The sequence below is a fragment of the Trueperella abortisuis genome (genome assembly GCF_030811095.1).
Taxonomy (GTDB): domain Bacteria; phylum Actinomycetota; class Actinomycetes; order Actinomycetales; family Actinomycetaceae; genus Trueperella; species Trueperella abortisuis.
The window spans coordinates 1,716,355-1,741,548 of sequence record NZ_JAUSQL010000001.1 but is presented as its reverse complement, the minus strand read 5'-3'; the positions used below and the strand labels follow the sequence as shown (position 1 = coordinate 1,741,548).

The window sequence follows — 25,194 nt, the reverse complement described above, 5'->3', positions numbered from 1 at the left end:
GGTTGGCGGGCTGGCCTTGGTGGTTAGGTGTCGGTGTTGTCTTGGATGGTTGCGAGGTGTTGACGCATGTCGAAGTCACCGATTTCGATGTGGCGTCCGCTGCTGAGTCTGCTGACGAGGGAGTCAGCTCCTACGCGGTTGGGTAGGGTTTTGAGCCAGTAGCCTGCTGCTGATTGTGAAGAGATGATGGTGGGTAGTCGTCCTTCTCTGTCGAATATGATTTTGGTTAGGTCGTCTTGGCCTCGGGAATCTATTTCAAGGGTGAGAAAGTCGTCGATGATGAGGACATCGACGTTCGTTATTTTTCTCATTTCCTCGCTGTAGGCCGGATCCGTGGGCAAGAAGGCCGCTAGCTTAGTTACCAGTTGGTCGAGGCGGTAGTACATTACGGAGTAGCCTGCTTGGCAGGCTGCGATTCCTATCGCGCAGGCGATGTATGTTTTCCCGGTTCCGGCTGGAGCCAACAGGTGGAGGTTGGTGGGGTTTTTCCTCCAGTCAGTTTTAGCGATGCGTGCCAGTTGCCGGGTATCGATGCCTCGTTGTTCGGGGTTGGTGATTTCCTCCAGGGTGGCGTGTGGGTAGCGGAATTTGGCTTGCGCGATGGCTTTGGCAATATTGCGTTCCCTGCGTCGTTGCGCCAGGATGTTGGCGGCTTCGATGAAGATGTCTTCGGGTAGTGCTTTGGCGTATTCCTCGGTTGCGACCAGTTCGAAGAAGATCTCAGCGAAGATTGACAGTCGTAGTTCGCGTAGTTTTGCTTGTATGGCGTTGTCTAGATGGTACATGGTTGTTACCTACCTTTTCCCGAGGTGAAGTGTTCTGCTGAGCGGATGAAGACTTCTGATTCCAGTCCTGTAAGGTCGATCGGTTTGCGCTGTGGGCTACTTCCCGTGACGGGGGTGGATGCTCGATCGTGGTTCAGGTTTGATTGCACGCGTTGGATTACGGATCGTGCTGGGGAGAGGTCTTTATCCAGGATGAATTGGCAGGCTGGCTCCAAGGTGGTGCCGTTGTGGCGTTTGCCGAGCGTGTTAAGGATCAGGCTGGCTTGTCTCATGCCTTTGGGTACGGCTTTTTCGTATTTGTCTAGGATCTGCTTGATCACCGTGATGGTGGCCGTGCCGTAGGAGGCTGCCCAGGAGATCAGCTCATCGCGGCTGTAGGCCTTCGATGGCGAGGTTTCATCTGGGCTATGGGCCGGGTCTGAGGAGTACCGGTAGCGCAACCCGTGCAAACGGGGATGCTCTGCCACGAGCTGGTCGTTGTAGAAGATGCTGACCATGGATTGGGTCAGCCGTGCTCGTACCGTCTTACCAACCAGGGTAAAGGGCACCGAGTAGTGCTGATAGTCGCATGTCACGTGCCAGGAGCGGTCAACCTTCACGCTGCGCCAGATCACCTCGGTAAACGGCTCCTGCGGTAGCGGGCGCATCATGGGACGCTCATCGGTGTCAAACAGCTCACGGCGCGTGAGCCCATCAGCGCGTTTAAGGACCTCGTTGATGTCCTTGACCCGCTTGGCGATGGCCTCGTTGAGTTCGTCAAGGCTGTAGAAGGATTGGGCATCGAAATAGCCCAGAACCAAGGAATACACGGTCTGCACCGAGCGCTCCACAGCGGCTTTATCACGCGGTTTTCCCGGCCTGGTCGGCACGACCAAAATGTCGTAGTAGGCCGCGAAGTCAGCGTACCGGTCAGTAACAGCCCGGTAGGAACCCGTCTTCTTGGGCAGGTAGGTTGCCGTTGAGGCGTTATCCGGCACGATAACCGAGGGCAACGCCCCAAGATGGTTCAACGCGGCAACGTGGCAGTCAATCCAGTTCCCCATCTTCTCGTTGTTCGTAGCCTTGGCGAACAAGAACCCGGAGTACGGGCATACCGCCACAAAAATCGAGGCCCGTAACGCTGTCCTACCCGTGGCTGGATCAGTGATCGCGACCTTGTCGCCAGCCCAATCCACATACAACTCCTCGCCAGGGTCATGCTCAAGAACCTCGCTCAAACCCTGCGTTTTGATATAGGCGGCCAGCCCATCACAAAACTGGGTGTACTGGTATTTCAACAACCCAGGCTCGGCTTGCGCCACCAGGTACTTCTCCCACAACGCGTGCCGAGTCAGATGCTTGTTCCTCGCCAGCTTCTTCGCTAAAGCCCTGAAATCGGGCTGATCATAAGACTCCTTACGAGCCCTGCGCCCGTCAGGAAAATGCTCATCAAAGAACCCCGGCGGCAATCCCGAGAACGACTCCGCAGTGATGTCGTGAGCCTTGATCACCTCGATCACGCGCGCTATATCCCGATTGGAACACCCCAACACGCCAGCTATGTCTCCATAGCTCATACCCTCGAGCCGCATCGCCATGATCTCTTTAAACTCAGCCATCTACATGGCCTCCTTGGTCACGAAATGAATGTGTCACGGCACCGCAGAATTAACGACACCGCCACCCAAATCATGACCCGACCAACTACCCGGAATCACCCCTACCAACTACGCGGACTACCCCTACCATTCACCCGAAAACGGCACAGGGGCGCAACACCGGCGTTTTTGCAGTTCCCGCCAGCCTTGCGCAAAGTTCTACACGACTAACGCTATCGAGTCACCCAGCTACCAGCTGCGTAAGGTGAGGCAGAATCGCTCTCAGTTCCCTACCGATGAGGCGGGTCTCAAGCTGTTGTGGCTAGCTATGTGCGATATTGAGGATACCCGGGCCCGTCAGCGGACCAAGGACAAAGGCAAAGCCGCCGCAGAGCGTAAAGGCGCGGGCCGACTGATCGAAGGGCAGGTGACAACGAACTGGAAACAGGCCCTGGCCCAACTAGCCGCGGCCTACCCCGACCGCATGAACCCCTACCTATAAAACAACCTCTTCATACACAACAAACTTGACAAGCTCGCTCAAGATTGTAGCTGACTCGTGTCACATCGGTTCCACGCTATGGCTGAGTACGTGCCTCCTTTGTTAGCGAGCTCGAGGGGAAGTACAGCTATCGGTAGCTATATATGACTGATTCGTGCTGCTTATGTGCTCTCAAGCCCGATCCGAACTGGCGGACACAAGCACTGGGGACTCAACCAAAACCGAGTGACGCAGTAGCTCGACAGAGGGTGCTGACCACGTGTGGGCTGTACCCATGCGATTCTGTACGAACCCATGACGTCCTGTCGCAAACACCTTGCCTCCACCTGCACGAACTGCGCGGAGTAAAGCGGTGTCCTCGCCGCGTGCAAGATCTTCGAACCCGATTTCCTTCATAACCTCTGCGATTGCGAGGAAGGTCGGGCCCGAAATAAATGATGTGAACTTGTGCTCCTGACCCGGGTAGGTAACAATTAGGCGTTCCCTTCCCCTGTGATGAATTCTCAGGAAGTGACTCTGCTTGCCGCACAGGTCTGCTCCCATTGAAGCAATTGCGCTTGTTTGTTCAAGGAGGTAGTACGGGCCATAATCGTCGTCGTCATCGAACTTTGCTATCAGGGGGCAATCTGCTCTACTTATCAGAAGGTTGTAAACTGAGCCCAGCGAGATTCCTGCGTCAATCTCGATCCACTGCGCGTCAAGACCGAGGTTGAGCGCTGTTGAAACCTGGTCTTCAGAGGCTCTAAAGCCGTGAGTTCCGAGAAGTAACTGGACCTTCACGCCAACCTGGTGAGCAACTTGGCGGAGGAGGTGGTCAACCTGATAGGGACGATTCGTAGAGACGATGATAGAAACCTCGGGCTCACCAATCACGAAATCGTCTAAGCCAGTGAATCTCAAAACGTCATCGACGCGGTGTGAATAGGTGTGATCCATGAGAATTCGCATGCGGGCTTCGTATGTGAGTTCGTCCCGGAGCGCGGGGGATCGATGGAGTGCTTTAATCCAATTTGCGGCATCTTCGCTTGTTTGAACCTGAATAACTCCCTGCCCAAAAATTGGTTCCAGCGCAGGGCTCGGCGCCGAGATCACCGGGGTTCCACACGCCAGTACTTCAAAGACTCGCCTTGAAAACATCGTCTGGCTATCGGGAATTGAATTCACATTGAGAAAGCACTCATATGCCCGATATGCAGAGAGCATTTCTTCATAGTTAAGTTCGCCAGAGACGAATGGCTGGTAGCGATCAGGGAATCGGTAGGTGTCGCTCAGATCTTGGAATCTCGAGAAGATCTCAAGCTTCGTGCATCCATCTTTCTGTGCGGTCAGGGCACCATCGAGAAGCATCTCGATTTGGTCTCGGCGCTCGGGGAATTTGTGACTGAAGTATGTTCCTGCAAAGCAGACGCCGCGACGATTCTCTGGGGGCAATGACCCTGACGGGTTGTGGATAGCTGGCTGGGCAGCAAAAAGAAGCGCACCGACACGATCATGACCGAGTTCTTGCACGTACCGAGTGACCAGCTTGGCTTCGGTGGTGAAAGTCCAATCAAAAAGTCTAGCCGTATCGATAAAATCATCGAAATGGTACGGATCTTCTTTATTCCAGAAAACAGTCGGAATTGCGAGATTCTGGCACTCGCTCACGAGAGCTCGGAGTTGTTGCGATGGCGCAGCACTACCGGTTAGCTGGTACTGCCAAGAATCGGAATTGCCGTGCCACGCAGATTCGACGAACAGCAGATCGAGACCATTGATTCTAGTTCGCCAGTTATCAGGCGTGAGGGGAACTTGATGCCACTCGTAGCTAAATGCGAGGTCGGTGAACGGATCAAGAATTGTCCCGACCCGTAGCGCCCTGCGGGGCGTAGGGAGAGGTAAGTCGAACCTCGAATGGCCGTGGCACTGTTTAACGGCATCCACGGGTGTATCCATCCGTTCCTTTTCGAGAAAACGCCGAACCCCGGCAGTCCCTCCGTTCCTGAAGTGCCAGAAGGCGCGCCTAGCCTGCCGGATACTGAACGGCCAGTGACGAACTCCCATATCAGTTCTTAGGCGACGGAGCCAGTCGGATCCCGCCACAGGCCGGTAGTGTCAACGATTATCGTGTCGGAATCGGTGCGAAGATTCATTCCGCCAAATTCGTCATGTGAGACCAACAAAACGACCACATCCGCAGTTGAAATTGCCTTGTCGACGGACGCGAACTCAACATTAGGGTACGTGGCAAGACTCTCCGGTAGAGCAGAGATATTCGGTTCAACAATCATGATCCGGTTGTTGGCATACCGCTGTGCCACGTCATGTGCAATAACCATCGCGGGGGATTCGCGCAGATCGTCAATATTTGGCTTAAACGCGAGACCCAGCAGGGCAATCGTGGGGTTATCAGAGCAGGCCATGACGGCGTCGTCAATCTTTGAGATCACCCAATGGGGTTTCGAATCGTTGACTTCACGGGCCTGCTTTATGAGCCTTGCCGTGGGCGTTGCCGAAACAATGAACCAAGGATCCACGGCAATGCAGTGGCCACCAACGCCAGGACCAGGGTTCAGAATATTTACCCGAGGATGTCGATTGGCGAGCTCGATCAGCTCCCACACATCGATTCCAAGCTCATCGCAGATCAAAGAAAGCTCGTTAGCATAGGCGATGTTGACATCGCGGAAGGCGTTCTCAGCCAGCTTGCTCATCTCGGCAGTGCGTGCGTCGGTGAGAACGACTTCTCCCGAGGTAAAGCTCCGATAGATCTCAGCGGCCCTCTCTGTTGCTTCTGGGGTCGTGCCCCCAATGATGCGATCGTTAGAACGCATCTCGACCAAGATTCGGCCCGGAAGAACACGCTCGGGTGCGTGGGCAAAAAGTAGGCCAGGGCTACCTGTATCGGGGTTCTCACGAAGCTCGGGTCGCGCGGCAAAGACACGATCTGCCATACGGTCAGTCGTGCCCGGCGAGACAGTAGATTCGAGCACGATAAGTTCTCCACCACGAAGTTGCGGAATGATCGAGTCAGTTGCCGCGTCAATATAGGAGTAATCAAGTTGGTGGTCGGCATTCACAGGGGAGGGAACCGCAACAATGTAAATCCCTGCGTGAGGCACCTCTTTTTGTGCTGCCAATCGGCCTTCGCTCACGGCGCCTGCGAGAGCCAGCTCAAGACCCTCTTCAACAAAGGGGAGTTTCCCTGCGCTGACGAATTCGAGAGTCCGGTCCGAAACATCGACTCCGATGACCTTCCAGCCGCTATTAGCCAAAACAATAGCTGTCGGAAGGCCAATGTAGCCAAGCCCAACAACGACAATACAGTTTTCCATGTTTGTCTCATCTCTAGTATTCGTTTGAGCATAGCCATCGTATCTCAGTCGGCGCCCTTTTTCTTAGGGTAAACTCGATGAGGGACGTCATTAACCTCACATGTTCCCATGGGCAGAGGGCAGTGACGTTGGTATTGCTACAACCAGTGACGGGAATGTCAATGAGTGCGATGAAGGATAGTGTGCGGTTCATGCGCAGGGCATACTCACATTTTCGCCAATATGGTATGGGTGGCGTGCGGCGTTATCTGCGTGGGAAGGGGGTCAACCTCCCTTCCTGCTCTGGCCTGTTCCACCTGGTATCCCCTCGCCGAGTCTCCTTTCCGGAGTGGGCATTGCCACCCGCAAATAGGCCGACACACCAGATTGTTGTGGGCGTGATCGCGGATGAGTTTTTTCGACGTGCGTTCGAGTATGAATGGACGGCCATCTACCTGACGCCTGAACGCTGGAAAGAGGAACTGGCAGAGAATCCGATCGACTTTCTCTTTGTCGATTCGGCGTGGCAGATGGAACATGGTGACAAGTGGAAGTACCAAGTCCTTGGAGACAGCGCACCCCGGCAGGAACTGAAAGACCTTGTGGCATATTGCCGTGAGAACGGCACCCCCACCGTATTCTGGAATCGGGAAGACCCACCCCACTACGATGACGCGATTGCCACAGCGAAGCTGTTTGATTGGGTGTACACGACTGACTCGAATCGCCTGCCGTCTTATCGGAAGGATTTAGGGCATGAGAATGTGGGGGTCCTGCCTTTTGCCGCCCAGCTAGCGATCCACAATCCAATGGTGCTGATGGATGGCTATCGGCCGGCTAAACGACGCGACGTAGCGTTTGCGGGTGCATATTATGGAAAGAAGTATCCTGAACGACAGCGCCAGATGGACGTTCTCCTTTCTGCTGCCATCCAGGGTGAAGATCGAATGGAATACGGCCTAGACATTTTTGCTCGAGACATGGGTGGGGGAAAGCTCTACCGGTTCCCCAAGAGATTCCGTTCTAGAATTCGCGGTTCCTTGACCTACCCGCAAACACTCTCCGCCTACCGTGGCTATCGGGCTTTCATTAACGTCAATTCCGTGGTGGATAGTCCGACCATGAGCTCCATGCGGCTTTTCGAGCTACCCGCCTGTGGAACCCCGATCGTCTCCACTCCGACGCCAGCTACACACAATTTCTTCACGAGCGACATGGTTGCTACTCCGGAGACAGTGGGTGATGCAGAATTCGCGATCCGAGCCCTGGTGTCGAACCCTGAGCTATCGGACCGAATGGCTTACCTTGCACAGCAGAAAATCTGGCGTGAGCATACGTATACGCATCGGGTCGATTCCATCCTCCGTGATCTCGGCCTCGGGGAGCGGGTCTACCGCATGCCGACCGTGACCGCAATGGTATCAACCAATAGACCGCACCAACTTCGGCACGTGATTGACACACTCGCCGCACAGGTCGACGTCGAAGCCCAGATCCTCGTCGGAACACACGGTTTTTCTGCGCGGGACGATGTCAGAGCATACGCTCAGGACAATGGCATGAATGTGATGTGGCAGGAGCTGGATAACACTCTCACGCTCGGCGGCTGTTACAACATGCTCATTGAACGAGCTGACGGTGACTACATCGCCAAGATCGATGACGATGACCTTTACGGGCCCGGTTACCTGTTCGATTCATTGATCGCTACGCGCTATTCGCGGGCCGACGTGGTCGGCAAGCATGCTCATTACATGTATCTTACAGATAAGAACGTTACTGTCCTTCGCTTTCCCGAGTGGGAAAATCAGTTCTCGAAGTTCGTTAGTGGGCCCACGATTGTTGGAACGTCCGACATTATGAAAGCGATCCGTTTCTCGGAAATGACCCATGGCGAAGATTCAGATTTCCTTGAGAGAGTCAGCAAATCTGGCGGGAAAATATACTCGGCTCAACGTTATGGCTTTGCGCAGATCCGTCACGTGAAGTCAGGTGGTCATACGTGGGCTATTGAGGCTGACGAGGTTCTGGCTACTGGCAAGATTTCGCACTGGGGCGTGCCCAATGAAACCGAGTTTCCGGGGGTCTTCGTCCCCAAGACGGCTGCGATCACACAGTAAGGGGAAGCTATCGCGGAAGTGAGGAGATGACACCAAAAATACCTGGCAGCTCAAGCTGGGAGGGTCCGCCAGAATGAACTTGCATGCCGTTGGATGTGAAAACGGAGTGGGGTACATTCCATGTGTGCTGCTGTGCGCGTACCCTAAGGAATCCAAAACGAGAACCGGCATAAATGGAGGCACCCTCGGCTGTCACACGCTTGAGGAAGTCGCTATCTTCACCGCGGGATAGTGGGGAGAACCCGATCTCGCGCGCGATTTGGGTATCGCAGAGCAATGTGGGTCCTGCTATTTCGTGTACAAACTTGTTTTCATCTGCGCCAAAACAGAAATAGGTGGCAGCCATCCCCTCCACGTAGACGAACGATGCACGCTTCCCAACCAACTCCGCTCCTGAATGGAGGCGCGTTATGGCGGAATCGAGAAGATAGGTTGAGTCGTAATAGTCGTCGTCGTCCATTTTTGCGATAAGCGGAGTGTCGGCCCGGTCAATCATCAGGTTGTATATTTCGCCAAGGCTCAGATCAGATCGATGCTGAAGCCAAATCACATCAAGCCCGCGTTCCGTTGCCAGCATCCGATGCCTGCTCGTCGCTTCAAAACCGTGTGTCGAAATGATCGGCTGGAGTTCGACACCGCGTTGGGCGGCCAAATAATCGAGAACGTGAGGTAACTGATGCGGACGGTTCGTCGCGATCAGCGGCGTGACGGCAATGTGCGGGAGATCGGGATCCGCTAGTCCTACCGATGATAGCAACGCGCGTGCTCGGTGGCGGTAAGTAGATGTGAGCCAGTACTCCTGGCGGGCGACATAGGCACGCCACATAGAATCGAGCGGATCGCGATCCTCTCCAGTTGGAATGACGTCGGCATTGCAACTGAGTATTTCCATGCGCACTCGATCGAGACAGTCTGGGAGTTTCGTTTCCGATTCAAAGAAGAGCCGAAAACTCCGATATGCGCTGAGAGTCTCGCGATAGGGGAGATTGTGCAGAACCGCTATGGGCGTGCCACGCTTCCTCGGAGCCACACGGCCATTACGCGTGAGCGCCTGTGGGTTGTGAATCATCGGCTGAACAGCGGGTTCCATGTCGGAAATAACATCAAATTGATCGAGGATCGCCTCGTCGATCTCGGTTGGCTCGTCGATCCAAAGTATGCGTTTAATGCCGCGGGATTGAAATGAGGCGAGAATCGAAGGAATGAATTCACTGATGGGCAACTTATACGATGAGCTTGTGACGACCAGGACGTCGGCTGGATCGTGGATTTGACGCTGCCAGTCTTGCAGACGAAGAAGGGTCTGACACCATTCGAAATTGAGGGCGGTCGCGATGGAATCGGGAGCTATCAGTGCAACCCTGGTATCCAACTGGGACACAGGGGCAGGGATTGGCCACTCAGGAAACTGCCGGCCGCGGGTGTAACGAGGGTTGGGGCCACGTCGAACGAGCCGGCGTCGTCGGAAAAACTCCTTAACCGCACCGCGTCCACTGGAACGCACGTGCCAAACTGCACGCTTTCCTTTGTATACCAACGTTGCAAGCTTCATGCGCGAGGGTCCTTAGACATTAGACATTGTCATGGTAGTCATTTCACACATGATCGTCGCGAGTGCGCCGCACGGTGTCTTCCAGGAAATCAACGAACGCCCGACCTGGATCGTTTTCGACGCGGAGTGCACGTAACCACTCGATGCCGCGCGACCCCACTTCTAGTCTCTCGGGGTTGCGCGCGAGGTCAACCCACAGGTCTGCAAGGGCCTGAGGGTTCATCGCAGGAACAGCGTCGCCTACGTCTGCGTGTCGAAGGATCTCAACGCTCTCTCCATTCGCAGCAAGAGTGACGTGTCTACCTGATCCAATAGCCGAAAAGACCTTCGAAGGAACCGTTTGTTCGAGCGGTGGCCAACCCTTGAGGTGAACGAGGATCGTGTCTGCCCATTCGTGGTGCGTTTTCAAAGCTTCAGGGGTCCCCGGCCGGACGAACTCGACGTTTGGCAAATCAGAAGCCAGCTCCTTGACTAGGTTGAGATGTGCGCCACCACCGATAAAGCGGAGGATCACGTTAGTGTTTTCCGCTGCTGCAAGGCGGACTGCTTCAATCGCGTTTTCTAGCCCTTGTGCGCGGCCGACATTTCCCGTGTACAGAACGTGGAGCTCGGGCGGACGAACCTTCTTCGGCGATTCTGGGGCCACCGTAAGATCCACCAGGATGTCGTTCGCAAGGGTGTAGGTCCTCACTCCAAGCCTCATTTTGAGGCTCTTGGCGTGCCACGATGACGTGGTTATAATGCCGTCGGCTCGTCTGAGAGTTGCATTAAAGACTCTTCCGGCCAAAAGAAATGCGGAGTCGGCGACGGCCTTGAGAGCGCGTTTCTTCCATGTGGTTCTGGGAGTTGCACACGTGACAAACCTTGTGAGCTCAGGCCAGACATCTCTAAGGTCAATGACGACGGGTACGCGGAAAACCTTCGACACAACATACGAGGTAAATGAGGTGGGGAGCGGAGGTGCTGTCGCCAGAATAATGTCCGGCCGCACACGTCGCGCTACCCGCAGCGCAACAGCCACGGAGGATAAGGCAACCGTAGCCTGGTCGAGGATTCGTGACGCAATGCTTGCAGTATGCGGGCGGAATTGTGAGCGATAAATGGTCTCGCCTTTGGGCGACTGGTAAACTGCGCCTGCCTGATCCTCCGGATTCGGGGACATCAATGTCCCCGAAGGGTAATGGGGTGGTGGCGCCACCACGTCAACGCTGTGTCTGCGAGCAATGAGCTCGTCGACCATCCAACGCCCTCGCCGTGGAGGGACACCTTGTTCCGGTTCCCACTGTTGAGCTATTAAGAGGACGCGCATTTCCGGGTCAAACTATCCTTGTGGGTTAAACTCTGGCATGCGGTCGCCCAAGCCGAAAAGGTGCTCGATTGCGGCGATGCACCGAGCAGTGGCGGTGCCATCCCCATACGGATTAACAATGCTCGCCATAGCCGCATAGGCGTTTCGATCGTCTTTTAACTTCGAGACCTCTGCAACGATGCGGTCGGTATCAGTGCCAACGAGCAATACAGTTCCCGCGTCGGCAGCTTCGGGACGTTCGGTGTTCTCACGCATCACCAACACCGGCTTCCCAAGGGAGGGAGCTTCTTCTTGAACGCCACCGGAGTCAGTGAGGATAATCTGTGCCGCGCTCATGGCTTGCGCAAACTCGGGGTAGCTCAAGGGGTCGAGAAATACGACGTTCGGTCGATCCTTAAGGAAGGGCGTGAAGATTTCCCGAACCTTGGGATTGCGGTGAATCGGGAACACTATGAGGTCGTCTGGGTACCGAAGAGCAATCTCTCGGAGAGCGTGGGCGATCTTCAGCATCGGCTCCCCGAGGTTTTCGCGTCGATGGGAAGTGACGAGAAGGATACGTTTGCCAGAAGTGAGGACCCTTTGGAGTTTCGGAGATGTGACAGGTAAGTCCATGCTTACCGTATGCAGGAGAGCATCAATCACCGTATTGCCCGTGACCGTAATAGCCGATTCCGGTACTCCTTCACGCAGGAGATTCTCTTTGGCCTGGGCAGTGGGGGCAAAATGTAATGTCGAAATCTGTGAGGTCAGTTTGCGGTTAGCTTCTTCGGGGAAGGGGGAAAACAGGTCGTGCGAGCGCAATCCTGCTTCTAGATGGATCACAGGGATGCCACTGTAGAAAGCTGCGATGGAGGCGATCGTGACAGTACTGGTGTCTCCCTGAACCAACAGCGCGTCCGGTTCGTACTCTACAAGGATCAGTTCAAGCCGATCAAAGATCTTTGCCGCAATCTTGTTTAAGCTCTGTCCGTGTTCAAAAACATCAAGGTCTATATCGGGCGTAATGCCGAATAGTTCATTCACTTGGGCGAGCATTTCCTTATGTTGGCCAGTAGATACGACCAGGGGCTGAAGATTCGGTGACTCCTCGAGTGCTTTAATAATAGGGGACACTTTGATGCCCTCTGGGCGGGTTCCATATACGACCATGACAGTTTTCATATGTGTACGTCCCCTCAATGTACATGTGCAGAAAATGAGGCTCGCCGGTTGTGTGCTCTCGTCAGTCTATCAGCTTGGGTGTTGTAAATGCAGTGTCGGATCATCCTTGGCTTTTGGGCAGATGGCGGTGTGGCGTGGGGCCTTGTTCTTCTGACGATTTCCAATCAGGTGAAAGGCATGTCCTACGCTCAAAAAGAGACATTCGTCTCGGAGCCAGAATCGGCGTTCCTCATTGGTCCCCACGCTCCGGGAGGTTCGCTCTGGCCAATCAGCGTCACAAAAGCGTCCGGTGCTTTCGAAACTTGAGGGGAAAGGGTAATCTAGCCCTGAGACATGGCATCAAACTGAACGAGAATGGATCAACATGGGCACTCCGAATAGCCAGTCTGATGGTACACCTGTTAAGGTTGAGTATTTGCCTCCGTCGGAGAAGAGGGGAGTGCGGCGTGCTGTTGTCGCGATCCTGATTATTCTAGGTCTGCTCCTTGCTTTCGTTGTCGCTTCGGCTGCGTGGCTGAGTGCCAAACTCGATGAGATTCAGACTTTGGCTGATCCCTTTGTCGGCATCACGGAGCTTGACGGGGTAGAGTCCCGACCAACGCACGATCCGAAACAGGAAGATAAGCCGGTTAACATTCTTGTGCTGGGGACTGATTCGCGTGTTTCCGCAGGTGATCCCAGCCAATGGCAAGCTGGAGCGCAGCGCACGGACGCATTCATGATCCTGCAGATTTCAGGGGATCGAGAGTCTATGAACGTGCTCTCTATTCCACGAGACTCATGGGTGGATATTCCTGGGCATGGACAGCAAAAGATTAACGCCGCATTTTCCTTTGGTGGCCCGACTCTGACGATTGCCACGGTGGAACAGTTGACGGGTATTCCCATCGATCACGTTGCGGTTGTTGATTTCACGTCCTTCTCTGCCTTGACGGACGCTGTCGGCGGGGTTGAGATGACCACCATCACCGACGGAACTAAGGTTTATAACGGCGAGGAAGCGCTCGCATTTGTCAGGGAGCGGAAGTCGTTGCCTGGCGGTGATTTCGATCGGGTGCGTCGGCAGCAGCTTTGGATGCGCACCGTACTCAGTTCGATCTTGACTCGCGAAAACCTGACGAATCCGGTGAAACTCATGGATCTGTACAACACAATTAGCCCTTATGTGGCGGTCGATGACGCGGTTGGCTTAAGGACGGTTCTAGATCTTGGTCCCAGCCTGGCGAGGATTAGTTCTGCGAACTTTAACTTTGTTACCGCGCCGAACAATGGTACAGGGTGGTCGCCGGATCGTCAGTCGATTGTCGTTCTCAATGATGGCAAGTTCAAGGAATTGACCCAAGCTTTTGTTGAGGACCGTGCGGCGGAGTATATTTCTGAGAACTCTCAATACCTTCGGACGCTCGGCAGTGGGGGAATCTATTAGCGAGCGGCTCGGTGCCGGGGCTGGTAGGCAACTTTGTTGTATTTCGTCCCCGCTGGGAAAAAACTCACGGGCTGGTAGGAGTACCGCGCCTTAGCCATCACCTTATTGGCTGCTTCAACATCGTGATTCGACACATTGACCGACCATTGCTGATACCAGGCAGAGACTCTCTTGGCCTCCCCGTCAGTCACGATGCTTCCGTTGTGCATCCAAATAGCCCGATTGCACATCCGTTCAATCATCTGTGCCGAGTGGGATACGAGGAAAATCGTTCCAGTATCCTCAAGCATGGCGTTCATACGTTCTTCGGACTTCCGTTGAAAAGTCGAATCGCCGGTAGAAAGAGCCTCATCGATCAAGAGAATATCTGGCCGTGCCGCAGTTGAAATTGCGAATCGGAGGCGTGCCGCCATGCCGGAAGAGTACGTTTTCATCGGGCGGTAAATTGCATCCCCTATTGAGCAAAAATCTTCGATCTCGGGCAAGCGCTCCTCAGCCTCCTTGGGCGTAAACCCAAGCGCAAGCAGACCAAGAGTTGCGTTTTCAATTCCCGACAGTTCGGGAAGGAGCGCTCCGTTCACGCCTAGGAGCGAGGGACGGCTTTGCGCATAAACGACGCCCGATGACGGCGGTTCGCCGCCGGAAAGCACACGCAGGAGGGTCGATTTGCCCGCTCCGTTCGCACCCAAGAGACCAATAAAGTCTCCCTCATAAGTAACAAATGAGACGTCCTTGACTGCGGGTACAAGGACTTTCGGAGTCCGTCCAAGAAGCCGCCCAATGATCTTCTGGTTCAATGGCGCGTTTTTACGCTGGCGTGGATCGGACGATGAGGTCAGGTAATTGACCGACACGTTATTGACGATGATCGAGACGTTGACAGTCATTAGCGCTCCAAGGCTTTGCTCATTTTTACTTCAGATCGCCAAAGGAAGAGGAATCCCACGACAAAAAGGGTAATTGACCATACTGTGAGGTAGACCCACTGGCTAGCCGCTGCGGGCGATCCTGTAAGGAGAATTGTGCGTAGGATATCAAGGTAGGTACACGCCGGGTTCAAGCGCATGAGGTCTTGAAGAAATGGCTTGTCTGCGAACATGTCGACTGACCAGAATATTCCTGAAGCATAGAACCACAGCCGCGAGAATAGGCCAATGATGAAGCGGATGTCTGGCAGAAGCGTAGCAAGTGTTGCCGTAATTGAGGCAATTCCAATCGCCAGTGGTGCAACAAGAAGGTAAACCAGTGGGACCAACGTCCACGACGTCGTCGGCAATGCGTGTGGCGGGATTACCACGATGAAGATAATCATCGCAATGACGGTGGGGACGAAATCGTAATAGGTACGTAACGTATAGGAGAGTACGAGGGAGAATTTGGGGAACTGGAAGGACTTGACCAGATTCCGTCCGGATCCTTCAATGGCGGAAGTAGCGTTCAGCCCTTTGGAGAGCAACGTGAACGAGATGAGTCCAATGACGAGAAATGCAACAAAGTTGTCCATTCCACGGTCGAAACTTAATAGGACCGCGAATATGAAATAGTATATAGCGGAGTTCAGGAAGGGCTCGAGGATGAGCCATGCCTTTCCGAGGGCAGTATCCTTGATAGATCCAAAGGCTCTGGCTTTGCTCTCCATCAGGGTGAAGTGCCGTCTGTGCCAAACATCGCGGACATAAGCAGTGATAAGTGGTCTGCTACTGAGGCGCAAGAATTTTCGCGCGTCAACGGCAGCGACAATCTCCCGACTGTCTTTGAGAGACTCGGGGTGGATGAGCTCCATCCATAGTTCGAGGGGGTCTTTATCGTCCGTGCTGTCTGTCACCGGGATGTCCTACTGCTAAAGTCATAGTGCGATTCTAAACTCTATGGATTTTAGTGGCGAGTGACAAGGGCAAGACGGTCATAGGAGACGCAATAGCGTCATGCAATGACAACGTTGGGCTCAGTCTCCTCATGAAAGGTCTTTCTCCCACGCGAGTTCACTCTAAGGCGAAGCGGGCTGAGCTGTCGGCGGGGTCGCTGGCGAGCGATGCCCTGCGCATCGCGCACTTAATAATTCGTCGGTGAGCGCTGTCTTTTCCTTTGCCTGCGCGGGGTTTCCACACCGTGCATAATAGCAAGGCGTTGGCCTCATTTTCGCTGTGCTACTTGGGGGCGATACCGGCGCGTAACCAGGTCATTCTTCGGTATGAAAGCATGACGGCCGGTGCCCTTGTGCGCGTGTCATGATGGTCGAACCCTCGCGACAAACGAATGGAGAAGAATGAACGTTAAGTACTCACTGGCGATGAAGACGGCCATGGCGACGATACTCAGCGGCGTTGTGCTTTTCGGTGGAGCGGCGTCCGCCGTGGCGGCGCCCATGGACAGCGCACCGGTAGTGACCTGCATCAGTGCCGAGGACAAGGCGCAGACGGTCGAGGGCCTCAAGGCAATGCTCGTGGAGGCCACCACGTCACTCGAGGAGGCCAGGGCGAACGTCGAGGTAGTTCGTCGTCATGTCGAGGAGGCAACACGCGCTCACGACGCCGCCACGCGCGACGCCGCCAAAGTCGCCAAGGATCTGGAGGGCAAGACTCGCGCCCTTGAAGTTGCGCGGGTTGCCGAAGCAGCTGCGAAGAAAGCTCTCGACGACGCGGTTGAGGCCGAGAGGGCCGCCATGAAGGCCTACGAGGAATACAAGAAGATCGACGTCGACGCCGTCAATAAGGAGTTCGAGGACGCGTCCCGCGTTGCCGAACAAGCCGAACAGGCGAAGCAGGCGCTGGCCTCGGTGAAGCAGCGCGCCAGTGAGGCAACCCGGGATTTCCGCAATCTGGAGGCGCTCCTGGGCAAGCAACAGAAAGACGCCGAAGCTGCCAAGACAACCGTACAAAGCCTCACCAATGTCATTGAGGAGGCCGGAAAGGAGCTCGAACTGGGAACGGCGGAAGCTCTGAAAAGTGACGTCGAGGAAGCCGAGCGGTTACTGGCTGAGAGCATCGCCAAATTCAATGAGCATCCGGAAGATCTTGGGCTGAAGGCGGCCAAGGAGGAGCTTGAGCGCACCCTCGCCAGTGCCAAGTACTTCTACGACCGTGCAGTCAAGGCCGAGGCGACGGTGCGCGAAGCAGGCGAGGCTTTGAAAAAGGCACGGGAGCAGGCCGACCGAATCGATGCCGACGTTGAAGTGACGAAGCAGCAGCTTCAGAGTGCCGTCGAGCACTTGCGGAATGTGAACGCCGCGCTTGAGGCGGCGCAGGAGAACTTCGATCCGGACGCCTACCAGGCGGCCCAGGATCGCCTCGCCAAGGCTAAGGCCGCCAAGGCCAACCTCGACGCCCTCGAGAAGAAGATGAAGGAAACCAACAAAGCCTCCATCGAGGCGGGCGATGCCAACGTCCTAGGAGACGCGGCTAAGAAGGCGGCAGCCGAGCTGAAGGCCGCCGAGGCCGGGCTATCCGCCGCCAAGACCGCCAACGATCAGGCCCAGGCCTCGCTCTCTGAGGCGGAGCAGGCCCTCAAGGTCGCCACCGCCGGCGCCGGCGTCGCCGACAAGGCCCTGTCGGACGTCGAGGCAGCCCTCGCGAAAGTGACCAAGCAACTGGCTGAGGCGCAGGCCCGGGAGATCTGCAAGATCGCACCGAAGGCTGAGCCTGAGCCGAAGGCTGAGCCTGAGCCGAAGGCTGAGCCTGAGCCGAAGCCTGAGCCCGCACCGAAGGTCGAGTCCGCACCGGCAACCCCCGTCGCTCCGGCCGTAAACGCGAAGACTGCCGGAGCCGCAGTCGCCCAGCAGGATGCCGGGGTGAAGAAGCTCGCCCGCGCCGGGGCCACCACCGAATCGGCGGCGGCTACAGCGCTTGCCTTCCTCCTTGGCGGGCTTGGCCTCTTTGCCGCGTCCGGTTCGCGTCGTCCTCGCGCGGAATAAAGGTCTGAGCCGCAACGGGCCTGAGGGAGTCGAATCCCTCGGGCCCGCCTCTAGGCGGTGCGGCAAGGAGCACAGCGTCCGAAAGGTGAACGGTTCGTACCACGTCGCGGACAGGACCTAGACTTGCTCCATGGCTATTGAACTTGCAGTGATCCCTGGCGACGGCATCGGCCCCGAAGTCGTGGCCGAGGGGCTGAAGACGCTCTCCGCCGTCGCCGGCGACGTGGACTTTGCCCTGACCACCTACGATCTCGGCGCGGGGCGCTATCACCGCACGGGTGAGGTCATCACGGACGCGGAGCTGGAGGAGATTAAGGGCAAGGATGCGATCCTGCTCGGCGCGGTGGGCGATCCGTCGATGCCCTCCGGCGTGCTCGAGCGTGGCTTGCTACTCAAGTTGCGCTTCGACCTCGACCAGTATGTCAACTTGCGCCCGTCGAAGTACTACCCGGGCCTGCCCACCCCGCTGGCCAATCCTGGAAAGATCGACTTCGTCGTGGTGCGCGAGGGAACCGAGGGACTGTACGCCGGAAACGGTGGTAATTTGCGCGAGGGCACGGCCCAGGAGATCGCCACTGAGGTCTCGCTCAACACCCGTTTCGGGGTCGAGCGCGTGGTGCGATTCGCGTTCGAGCAGGCTCGCGCGCGGCGCAAGAAGCTCACCCTCGTCCACAAGCACAACGTCCTCGTCCACGCCGGCCACCTGTGGCGTCGCACGGTTGAAGAAGTCGGCGCCGACTACCCCGACGTCGTCACTGACTACCTGCATGTGGACGCCGCCACGATCTTCCTCGTCACCGATCCCTCCCGATTCGATGTCATCGTCACCGACAACCTTTTCGGCGACATCCTCACGGACGAGGCCGGCGCGGTCACGGGCGGAATCGGTCTGGCGGCGTCGGGAAACATCAACCCCGACCGTACGTTCCCCTCGATGTTCGAGCCCGTCCACGGCTCGGCCCCGGACATCGCGGGCAAGGGGATCGCGGACCCGACCGCCACGATCTCCTCGGTGGCGCTCATGCTGGACTTCCTCGGCTACCCCGAGCTGGGAGAGAAGGTGCGTGAGGCCGTCGACGCCGACATGGCAGCCCGCGCCGAAGCCGCCGCTGCCGGAGCGCCGCTCGTGCGCACCACCGCGCAGATCGGCGACGCGATCGTGAAGCTACTCAAGCGCTAGAATTGGGGCGAAGGAAGGACAATCATGCGTCAGCACACGGAACTCGAAAAGCTTTCAGCCCAGCCTGTGGCGAGCGCCGATAGTTTCGCCGGCACGTTCGCGCTTCAGCGCAACGAGGCACTCAAGTCGGAGGCGGAGTACGAGCAGGTGATGGACCACCTGGGATTCGGCACCGACTTCTCGGACTACATGGCCCGCGCCACGTGGAGCGCGCAGAAGGGGTGGCACAACAAGGGTATCGTTCCCTACGGCCCGCTGAGTCTCGACCCGGCCGGCGCGATCCTCCACTACGGCCAGGAGGCCTTCGAGGGGATGAAGGCCTACCGCCACGATGACGGCTCGATCTGGACCTTCCGCCCAACCTACAACGCGGCGCGGATCAACATGTCCTGCCGGCGCCTTGCGATCCCTGAGATCCCGCTGGCGGACTTCATGGGCTCGATCGTGGACCTCGTGCGCGCCGATGCGCGCTGGGTGCCCTCAGCGCCCGGCTCCTCGCTCTACCTGCGTCCCTTCGTCTTCGCCTCCGAGGCATTCCTCGGCGTGCGGGCCGCCACGCGCTATGAATACTTGGTAATCGCCTCGCCGTCGGGGGCGTACTTCCCGAATGGGCTCAAGCCGATCAACGTCTTCGTGGATCGCGACTACCACCGCGCCGGCCCGGGCGGTATGGGAGACGTGAAGACGGGCGGGAACTACGCCGCCTCGCTCCTGCCCAAGGTCACGGCTCACGACGCCGGCTACGACGAGGTGCTCTTCCTGGATGCGGCAACCAACACCAACATCGATGAGCTGGGCGGTATGAACGTCTTTATCGTCATGGCGGACGGCTCTGTGAAGACCCCGAAACTGACGGGCAACATTTTGCCTGGCGGCACCCGCTCCTCCATCCTGGATTTCCTCGAGTCCGAGGGCGTGGCAGTCAGCGAGGAAACGATCTCGCTGGCATCGGTAGTCAACGGTATCGAGTCGGGAGAGGTCGCGGAGATGTTCGCGTGCGGTACGGCCGCCGTCGTGACACCGATCGGGCGCCTGGCCTCTACGGATTTCGACGTCGAGGTGCCGGTGGGGGAGAAGACCGCCGCGATCTACGACGAGCTCACCGCGATCCAGCTCGGCCACCGGGAAGACCGCTTCGGCTGGCTGTACAAGATCGCCGACGCCTAGGCGGCCGGCGATGAAGGTCTTCATCTACGACACGACGCTACGCGACGGCGCCCAGATGGAGGGCATCAGCCTGTCTGTGGCGGACAAGATCGCCATGTTGCCCCACATTGAGGCGATGGGCGCGGACTACATCGAGGGCGGCTGGCCGGGTGCTATCCCGCGTGACACGGAGTTCTTCGCGGCCCTCAAGTCCGCCAATCCGCTACGGTCCGCCACGCTGACCGCCTTCGGCGCCACCGCCAAGGCGGGGGTACCCGCCGCGGAGGATCCGCAGGTGGCTGCTCTTATTGACTCGGGCGCACCGGTCATCTGCCTGGTGGCCAAGTCGGACATCCGCCACGTCGTCGGCGCGTTGCGCACCACGCCAGAGGAGAACCTGCGCATGGTGCGCGACACGGTCACCTACCTGCGCTCGTGTGGGCGTGAGGTGATGGTGGACATGGAACACTTCTTTGACGGCTTCGCCGCCGACGCCGACTACGCCACCGCCGTCGTGGCCGAGGCCTTGGGCGCGGGGGCGAGCTGGGCGATCCTGTGCGACACCAACGGCGGCTCGTTGCCAAAGGCAGTCTCCGACACGGTCGCCGACCTCGAGACGCGGCTGGCGGCACAGCGCGTTACGCCGAGGCTCGGCATTCACACGCACGACGACGCCGGGTGCGCCGTCGCGAACACGATCGCTGCGGTGGAGGCCGGGTGTCGTCAGGTGCAGGGCACCATCAACGGCTACGGGGAGCGCACCGGGAATGCCAACCTGCTGACCGTGGCGGCGAATCTTGCGCTCAAGACAGATTTTCAGGCCGTGACGCCGGAGCAGCTGGCTGACTTCACCTCCGTCTCCCACGCTATCGCCGAGTTGACCAATATGGCCCCGCAGCCGCGTCAGCCCTATGTGGGGCGTTCGTCGTTCGCCCACAAGGCCGGTCTGCACGCCTCCGCGATCCGCGTGGATCCCAATCTTTACCAGCACACTGACCCGGCCGCGGTGGGCAACGGGATGCGCATGCTCGTCTCCGACATGGCTGGCCGCTCGTCGGTGGAGCTCAAGTGCCGCGAGTTTGGGGTGGATCTGACGGGCCGAGGCGAGGAGTTGCGGCAGATCACGGAGCGGGTCAAGGCGGCCGAGGCGATGGGTTACAGCTACGACGCCGCGGACGCGTCCTTCGAGCTACTCGTACGCGAGGTGCTGGGGGAGCTGGTGAGCTACTTTGAGGTGGAGCAGTGGGCGGCAGACGTGCGCTCGGCGGCGTCGCCGTCGGAAACGGTGAGTGAGGCGCGCGTCAAGCTGTACGCCGGTGGGCATCGAATCATGCGGATGGGGGAGGGCGTGGGCCCGGTGCACGCCCTCGACCAGGCTTTGCGCGCCGCGCTGACCCCGGTGTATGCCGAGCTGGAGGACATGCGGCTGACCGACTTCAAGGTGCGTATCCTTGACTCGGCCGACGGTACCAGCGCGGTGACGCGCGTGTTGCTGACGATGAATGATGCGGCGGGGACGTGGACGACCGTCGGGGTCGGGGCTGACGTGATCGAGGCGGCGTGGGAGGCGTTGACGGACGGTTATCACTATGGCCTCATCCGCTCGGGGCATGAGCCTGTTTCTCCAGCTCGTGGGGTAGATCGGACCTTTAGTCCCGGGGTGGAATGACTCCATTCACGGCATGGAGCGCCGGGGTGTGTTTTGTCTGAATTGTGCGATGTGAGTTAGCTCCCCATGTGCTGTGCTCGAAGGACGATCTCCTAGAATGAGGGTGTACTTAGAACAACCTGAGGAGTAACGTGACCACCGAGGCAACGACCATCCAGCAGTGGCAAGGATTCACGGAAGGCGCATGGCAGCAAACGATTGACGTGCGCGACTTCATCCAGAAGAACTACACCCCCTATGAAGGCGACAAGTCCTTCCTCGAGGGCCCGACGGACAAGACGTTGGGGCTGTGGAAGGAACTTGACGAGAAGTACCTGTCAGTGGAGCGCGAGAGGCGCGTCTACGACGTCGACGTCAACGTTCCGGCGGACATCGACGCCTTCGGCCCGGGCTACATTTGCGACAAGGACGACGTGATCGTCGGCCTGCAGACGGATGTCCCGCTCAAGCGCGCCATGATGCCCTATGGCGGATGGCGCATGGTCGAGACAGCGATCCACGAGGCGGGCAAGGAGATCAACCCGGACGTCAAGGAGATCTTCACCCGCTACCGCAAGACCCACAACCAGGGCGTCTTCGATGTCTACACCCCGCGCATCCGCGCCGCCCGTTCCTCGCACATCATCACCGGTCTGCCCGACGCCTATGGCCGTGGCCGCATCATCGGCGACTACCGCCGCGTGGCCCTCTACGGCGTGGACCGCCTGATCGAGGAGAAGCAGGCGGACAAGCTCGCGCGCGCCGACCTGCCCTTCTCCCAGGATTGGGCTCGCGACCAGGAGGAAATATCCGAGCAGATCAACGCCCTGAAGAAGCTGAAGAAGATGGCGGAAAGCTACGGCTTCGACATCTCCCGCCCGGCTGAGACGGCGAAGGAAGCCGTGCAGTGGACGTACTTCGGCTACCTCGGCGCGATCAAGTCGCAAGACGGCGCCGCGATGTCCTTCGGCCGCGTCTCGGCCTTCTTCGACATCTACTTCGAGCGCGACTTCGCCCGCGGCGTCCTCACCGAGAGCGAGGCGCAGGAGATCATCGACTCCCTCGTCATCAAGCTGCGTATCGTGCGCTTCCTGCGCACCGAGGCCTACGACCAGATCTTCTCCGGCGATCCGTACTGGGCAACCTGGTCGGACGCGGGCTTCGGCGTCGACGGCCGCACGCTCGTGACCAAGACCTCCTTCCGCCTGCTGCAGACCCTCATGAACCTCGGCCCGGCACCGGAGCCGAACATCACGATCTTCTGGTCCGAGCGGCTACCGGAGGGCTACAAGCGCTTCTGCGCCGAGGTCTCCATCGAGACCTCCTCCATCCAGTACGAGGCCGACCGACAGATCTGCGGCCACTGGGGCGACGACGCGGCGATCGCGTGCTGCGTGTCCCCGATGCAGGTGGGCAAGCAGATGCAGTTCTTCGGCGCCCGCGTCAATGCGGCCAAGTCGCTCCTGTACGCGATCAATGGCGGCCGGGACGAGATGACCGGCAAGCAGATCGTGACCGGCTACGAACCCATCCAAGGCGACGGCCCGCTCGACTTCGACGAGGTGTGGGAGAAGTACGAGGACATGCTCACCTGGGTTGTCGAGACCTACGTTGAGGCCCTCAACATCATCCACTGGAGCCACGACAAGTACGCCTACGAGGCCCTCGAGATGGCGCTCCACGACACGGACATCCTGCGGACGATGGGCTGCGGCATCGCCGGCCTGTCGATCGTCGCCGACTCCCTGTCCGCCATCAAGTACGCCAAGGTCTACCCGATCCGCGACGAGTCCGGCCTCATCGTCGACTACCGTACCGAGGGCAACTTCCCGCGCTACGGCAACGACGACGACCGCGCTGACGAGATCGCGGCCACCATCGTTCACACGGTGATGAGCAAGATCAAGGCAATCCCGATGTACCGCGGCGCCGTCCCCACCCAGTCCGTGCTAACGATCACCTCCAACGTGGTCTACGGCAAGAACACCGGCAACTTCCCCTCCGGCCACCGCGCCGGCACGCCGTTTGCCCCGGGTGCCAACCCGGAGAACGGCGCTGACACGCACGGCATGCTCGCCTCCATGCTCTCGGTGGGCAAGCTTGACTACGCGGATGCCCTGGACGGCATCTCGCTGACCAACACCATTGTTCCCAGCTCGCTCGGCCGCGACCACGATGAGCAGGTCACCAACCTTGTTGGCATCATGGATGCCGGCATGGTGCGCAAGGGCTAAATAATTACACAACACAAGGAGAAAAAACATGGCTATGACATACGATGAGCGCCTTGCGTCCATGAAGGCCCAGCGCGAGGAGAACGGTGGCGTTCAGGGTCTGTACCACGCCAACGTCAACGTCCTCAACCGCGAGACCCTCGAGGACGCGATGGAGCACCCGGAGAAGTACCCCCAGCTGACCGTCCGCGTGTCGGGCTACGCCGTCAACTTCGTTCGCCTCACCCGCGAGCAGCAGCTCGACGTCCTGTCGCGTACGTTCCACGACCACATGTAGTGTAGGTTCGGTGAGGCGGGCGCGCGGGAGCCTTCCCGCGCGCCCGCTATCATTACGCGGCGACCGAGCCGCTTTTGATGAGGGAGATTGATTGGCGAATTATCAGCTAGATGCACGCAAGTACTTCCAGGTGGGCGAGGGCTCCACCGGCGAGTACGCTCCCGCCCCGCTCGAGGATGAAATCCCGCGCGTGGCGGGTAAGGGGCTGGACGGCATCGCACGCGCCCCGGAGATGACGCGCCATGAGCACATCATGGCGATCCGGAACGGGGACCTTGGCTCGCTCCACTCGTGGGAACTGGTCACCGCGATGGATGGGCCCGGCACCCGCATGACCGTCTTCTTCGCCGGCTGCCCGCTGCGCTGCCTGTACTGCCACAACCCTGATACGCTCCGGGCCCGCGAGGGAACGGTGGCCACCCCCGAGGCGATCCTCGATCGGATGAGCCGCTACAAGGCCGTCTTCAAGGTCACCAACGGCGGGGTGACCTTCTCGGGCGGCGAACCGCTCATGCAGCCCGCCTTCCTCGGCAAACTCCTACGCGGGGCGAAGGAGATGGGGATCCACACCGCGATCGACACCTCCGGCTTCCTCGGGCGCAACCTGACCGATCAGATGATGGCCGACACGGACCTCGTCCTCCTCGACGTCAAGTCCGGCCTGCCCGACTATTACGAGCGCACGACCGGACGCCAACTCCAACCCACCATCGACTTTGGCCACCGGCTCTCGGAGGCTGGCGTGGAGATCTGGGCGCGCTTCGTGCTCGTGCCCGGCCTCACCGACGACATCGACAACATCGAGGCCACCGCCGAGATCATGAAAGAGTTCAGCTCACTGACCCGAGTGGAGGTGCTTCCCTTCCACCAGATGGGCCGCGACAAGTGGGAAACGCTCGGGATGGAGTACCAGCTCAAGGACGTCGAGCCGCCCACCAAGGCGCACACGGACCTCATCCGCGACATCTTCCGCTCCGCCGGGTTGAAGACCTTCTAGCCTATCCAGGTACAGGTTCGCGCCGGACGCTCGCGCCCGGCGCGAACCACCACCTAGGCGCCGAGGCTACGCGCTGA

The 25,194-nt window shown here is 58.3% G+C and carries 18 protein-coding genes and 1 pseudogene; 10 read left to right on the top strand and 9 right to left on the bottom strand.

Annotated features, from left to right (window positions below):
* Positions 1–23: 23 nt before the first annotated feature.
* Positions 24–785 (bottom strand): ATP-binding protein, encoded by a 762-nt coding sequence (locus J2S45_RS07885; RefSeq protein ID WP_307635040.1) that lies wholly within the window; start codon positions 783–785, stop codon positions 24–26.
* A gap of 5 nt (positions 786–790) precedes the next feature.
* The gene (gene istA, locus J2S45_RS07880; protein ID WP_307635039.1) at positions 791–2,383 is read right to left on the bottom strand and encodes an IS21 family transposase; all 1,593 of its coding nucleotides are present in this window, start codon (positions 2,381–2,383) and stop codon (positions 791–793) included.
* Between the two features lie 165 nt (positions 2,384–2,548).
* Here istA and J2S45_RS07875 point away from each other — a divergent pair.
* Positions 2,549–2,864, top strand: a pseudogene (locus tag J2S45_RS07875) (transposase); the annotation flags it as partial.
* A gap of 171 nt (positions 2,865–3,035) precedes the next feature.
* Here J2S45_RS07875 and J2S45_RS07870 read toward each other — a convergent pair.
* Both J2S45_RS07870 and wecC read right to left on the bottom strand, forming a co-directional pair.
* Complete coding sequence (locus J2S45_RS07870; protein ID WP_307635038.1) at positions 3,036–4,799, bottom strand: CgeB family protein; 1,764 nt, start codon at positions 4,797–4,799, stop codon at positions 3,036–3,038.
* Positions 4,800–4,915: 116 nt separating this feature from the next.
* Positions 4,916–6,178 (bottom strand): UDP-N-acetyl-D-mannosamine dehydrogenase, encoded by a 1,263-nt coding sequence (gene wecC / locus J2S45_RS07865; RefSeq protein ID WP_307635037.1) that lies wholly within the window; start codon positions 6,176–6,178, stop codon positions 4,916–4,918.
* 161 nt (positions 6,179–6,339) lie between these two features.
* Between wecC and J2S45_RS07860 the strand changes: the two genes are divergently transcribed.
* Entirely contained in the window at positions 6,340–8,277 is a 1,938-nt protein-coding gene (locus J2S45_RS07860; protein WP_307635036.1) for a glycosyltransferase family protein, read from the top strand.
* A 7-nt stretch (positions 8,278–8,284) separates the two neighbouring features.
* Here the strand turns inward: J2S45_RS07860 and J2S45_RS07855 are convergent, their stop codons facing one another.
* The 3 genes from J2S45_RS07855 to wecB form a co-directional block, all read right to left on the bottom strand.
* On the bottom strand, positions 8,285–9,829 hold the full coding sequence (locus J2S45_RS07855; RefSeq protein ID WP_307635035.1) for a hypothetical protein: 1,545 nt from the start codon (positions 9,827–9,829) through the stop codon (positions 8,285–8,287).
* A gap of 43 nt (positions 9,830–9,872) precedes the next feature.
* Positions 9,873–11,069 (bottom strand): glycosyltransferase family 4 protein, encoded by a 1,197-nt coding sequence (locus J2S45_RS07850; RefSeq protein WP_307635034.1) that lies wholly within the window; start codon positions 11,067–11,069, stop codon positions 9,873–9,875.
* Between the two features lie 81 nt (positions 11,070–11,150).
* On the bottom strand, positions 11,151–12,299 hold the full coding sequence (wecB, locus tag J2S45_RS07845) for a non-hydrolyzing UDP-N-acetylglucosamine 2-epimerase (protein WP_307635033.1): 1,149 nt from the start codon (positions 12,297–12,299) through the stop codon (positions 11,151–11,153).
* A gap of 364 nt (positions 12,300–12,663) precedes the next feature.
* Here wecB and J2S45_RS07840 point away from each other — a divergent pair, with 364 nt between their 5' ends.
* Positions 12,664–13,725, top strand: a complete 1,062-nt coding sequence (locus tag J2S45_RS07840; protein ID WP_307635032.1) for an LCP family protein — start codon at positions 12,664–12,666, stop codon at positions 13,723–13,725.
* Here the strand turns inward: J2S45_RS07840 and J2S45_RS07835 are convergent.
* Together J2S45_RS07835 and J2S45_RS07830 are read right to left on the bottom strand one after the other, a co-directional pair.
* On the bottom strand, positions 13,722–14,612 hold the full coding sequence (locus J2S45_RS07835) for an ABC transporter ATP-binding protein (RefSeq protein ID WP_307635031.1): 891 nt from the start codon (positions 14,610–14,612) through the stop codon (positions 13,722–13,724). The genes J2S45_RS07840 and J2S45_RS07835 overlap by 4 nt on opposite strands.
* Entirely contained in the window at positions 14,612–15,550 is a 939-nt protein-coding gene (locus J2S45_RS07830; protein ID WP_307635030.1) for an ABC transporter permease, read from the bottom strand. Before J2S45_RS07830 ends, J2S45_RS07835 begins: the two co-directional genes overlap by 1 nt.
* Before the next feature lie 441 nt (positions 15,551–15,991).
* Here J2S45_RS07830 and J2S45_RS07825 point away from each other — a divergent pair, with 441 nt between their 5' ends.
* From J2S45_RS07825 to pflA, 7 genes are all read left to right on the top strand, one after another.
* Positions 15,992–17,635 carry a coiled-coil domain-containing protein gene (locus J2S45_RS07825; RefSeq protein WP_307635029.1) on the top strand — a complete coding sequence of 548 codons (1,644 nt, stop codon included), beginning with the start codon at positions 15,992–15,994 and terminating at the stop codon, positions 17,633–17,635.
* A 130-nt stretch (positions 17,636–17,765) separates the two neighbouring features.
* Positions 17,766–18,815, top strand: a complete 1,050-nt coding sequence (locus tag J2S45_RS07820) for a 3-isopropylmalate dehydrogenase (protein WP_270975157.1) — start codon at positions 17,766–17,768, stop codon at positions 18,813–18,815.
* A 24-nt stretch (positions 18,816–18,839) separates the two neighbouring features.
* Positions 18,840–19,982, top strand: a complete 1,143-nt coding sequence (locus tag J2S45_RS07815; RefSeq protein ID WP_307635028.1) for a branched-chain amino acid aminotransferase — start codon at positions 18,840–18,842, stop codon at positions 19,980–19,982.
* 10 nt (positions 19,983–19,992) lie between these two features.
* Positions 19,993–21,630: a citramalate synthase gene (cimA, locus tag J2S45_RS07810; RefSeq protein WP_307635027.1), complete on the top strand. Its 1,638-nt coding sequence runs from the start codon at positions 19,993–19,995 to the stop codon at positions 21,628–21,630.
* A 131-nt stretch (positions 21,631–21,761) separates the two neighbouring features.
* Positions 21,762–23,843, top strand: coding sequence for a formate C-acetyltransferase (gene pflB, locus J2S45_RS07805; protein ID WP_307635026.1), 2,082 nt, complete (start codon positions 21,762–21,764; stop codon positions 23,841–23,843).
* A 28-nt stretch (positions 23,844–23,871) separates the two neighbouring features.
* Positions 23,872–24,120 carry an autonomous glycyl radical cofactor GrcA2 gene (grcA2, locus tag J2S45_RS07800; protein WP_296930544.1) on the top strand — a complete coding sequence of 83 codons (249 nt, stop codon included), beginning with the start codon at positions 23,872–23,874 and terminating at the stop codon, positions 24,118–24,120.
* Positions 24,121–24,211: 91 nt separating this feature from the next.
* Positions 24,212–25,117: a pyruvate formate-lyase-activating protein gene (gene pflA, locus J2S45_RS07795; RefSeq protein ID WP_307635025.1), complete on the top strand. Its 906-nt coding sequence runs from the start codon at positions 24,212–24,214 to the stop codon at positions 25,115–25,117.
* The last annotated feature ends 77 nt before the right edge of the window (positions 25,118–25,194 follow it).

Excerpts from the sequence above, each read along its gene's own strand:
- wecC (WP_307635037.1), bottom strand. The coding sequence starts at position 6,178 with ATGGAAAACTGTATTGTCGTTGTTGGGCTTGGCTACATTGGCCTTCCG.
- J2S45_RS07870 (WP_307635038.1), bottom strand. The coding sequence starts at position 4,799 with ATGGATACACCCGTGGATGCCGTTAAACAGTGCCACGGCCATTCGAGG.
- grcA2 (WP_296930544.1), top strand. The coding sequence starts at position 23,872 with ATGGCTATGACATACGATGAGCGCCTTGCGTCCATGAAGGCCCAGCGC.
- J2S45_RS07850 (WP_307635034.1), bottom strand. The coding sequence starts at position 11,069 with ATGGTCGACGAGCTCATTGCTCGCAGACACAGCGTTGACGTGGTGGCG.
- J2S45_RS07855 (WP_307635035.1), bottom strand. The coding sequence starts at position 9,829 with ATGAAGCTTGCAACGTTGGTATACAAAGGAAAGCGTGCAGTTTGGCAC.
- J2S45_RS07860 (WP_307635036.1), top strand. The coding sequence starts at position 6,340 with ATGAGTGCGATGAAGGATAGTGTGCGGTTCATGCGCAGGGCATACTCA.
- wecB (WP_307635033.1), bottom strand. The coding sequence starts at position 12,299 with ATGAAAACTGTCATGGTCGTATATGGAACCCGCCCAGAGGGCATCAAA.
- J2S45_RS07815 (WP_307635028.1), top strand. The coding sequence starts at position 18,840 with ATGCGTCAGCACACGGAACTCGAAAAGCTTTCAGCCCAGCCTGTGGCG.
- istA (WP_307635039.1), bottom strand. The coding sequence starts at position 2,383 with ATGGCTGAGTTTAAAGAGATCATGGCGATGCGGCTCGAGGGTATGAGC.
- J2S45_RS07825 (WP_307635029.1), top strand. The coding sequence starts at position 15,992 with ATGAACGTTAAGTACTCACTGGCGATGAAGACGGCCATGGCGACGATA.
- J2S45_RS07835 (WP_307635031.1), bottom strand. The coding sequence starts at position 14,612 with ATGACTGTCAACGTCTCGATCATCGTCAATAACGTGTCGGTCAATTAC.
- J2S45_RS07840 (WP_307635032.1), top strand. The coding sequence starts at position 12,664 with ATGGGCACTCCGAATAGCCAGTCTGATGGTACACCTGTTAAGGTTGAG.
- J2S45_RS07885 (WP_307635040.1), bottom strand. The coding sequence starts at position 785 with ATGTACCATCTAGACAACGCCATACAAGCAAAACTACGCGAACTACGA.
- J2S45_RS07820 (WP_270975157.1), top strand. The coding sequence starts at position 17,766 with ATGGCTATTGAACTTGCAGTGATCCCTGGCGACGGCATCGGCCCCGAA.
- cimA (WP_307635027.1), top strand. The coding sequence starts at position 19,993 with ATGAAGGTCTTCATCTACGACACGACGCTACGCGACGGCGCCCAGATG.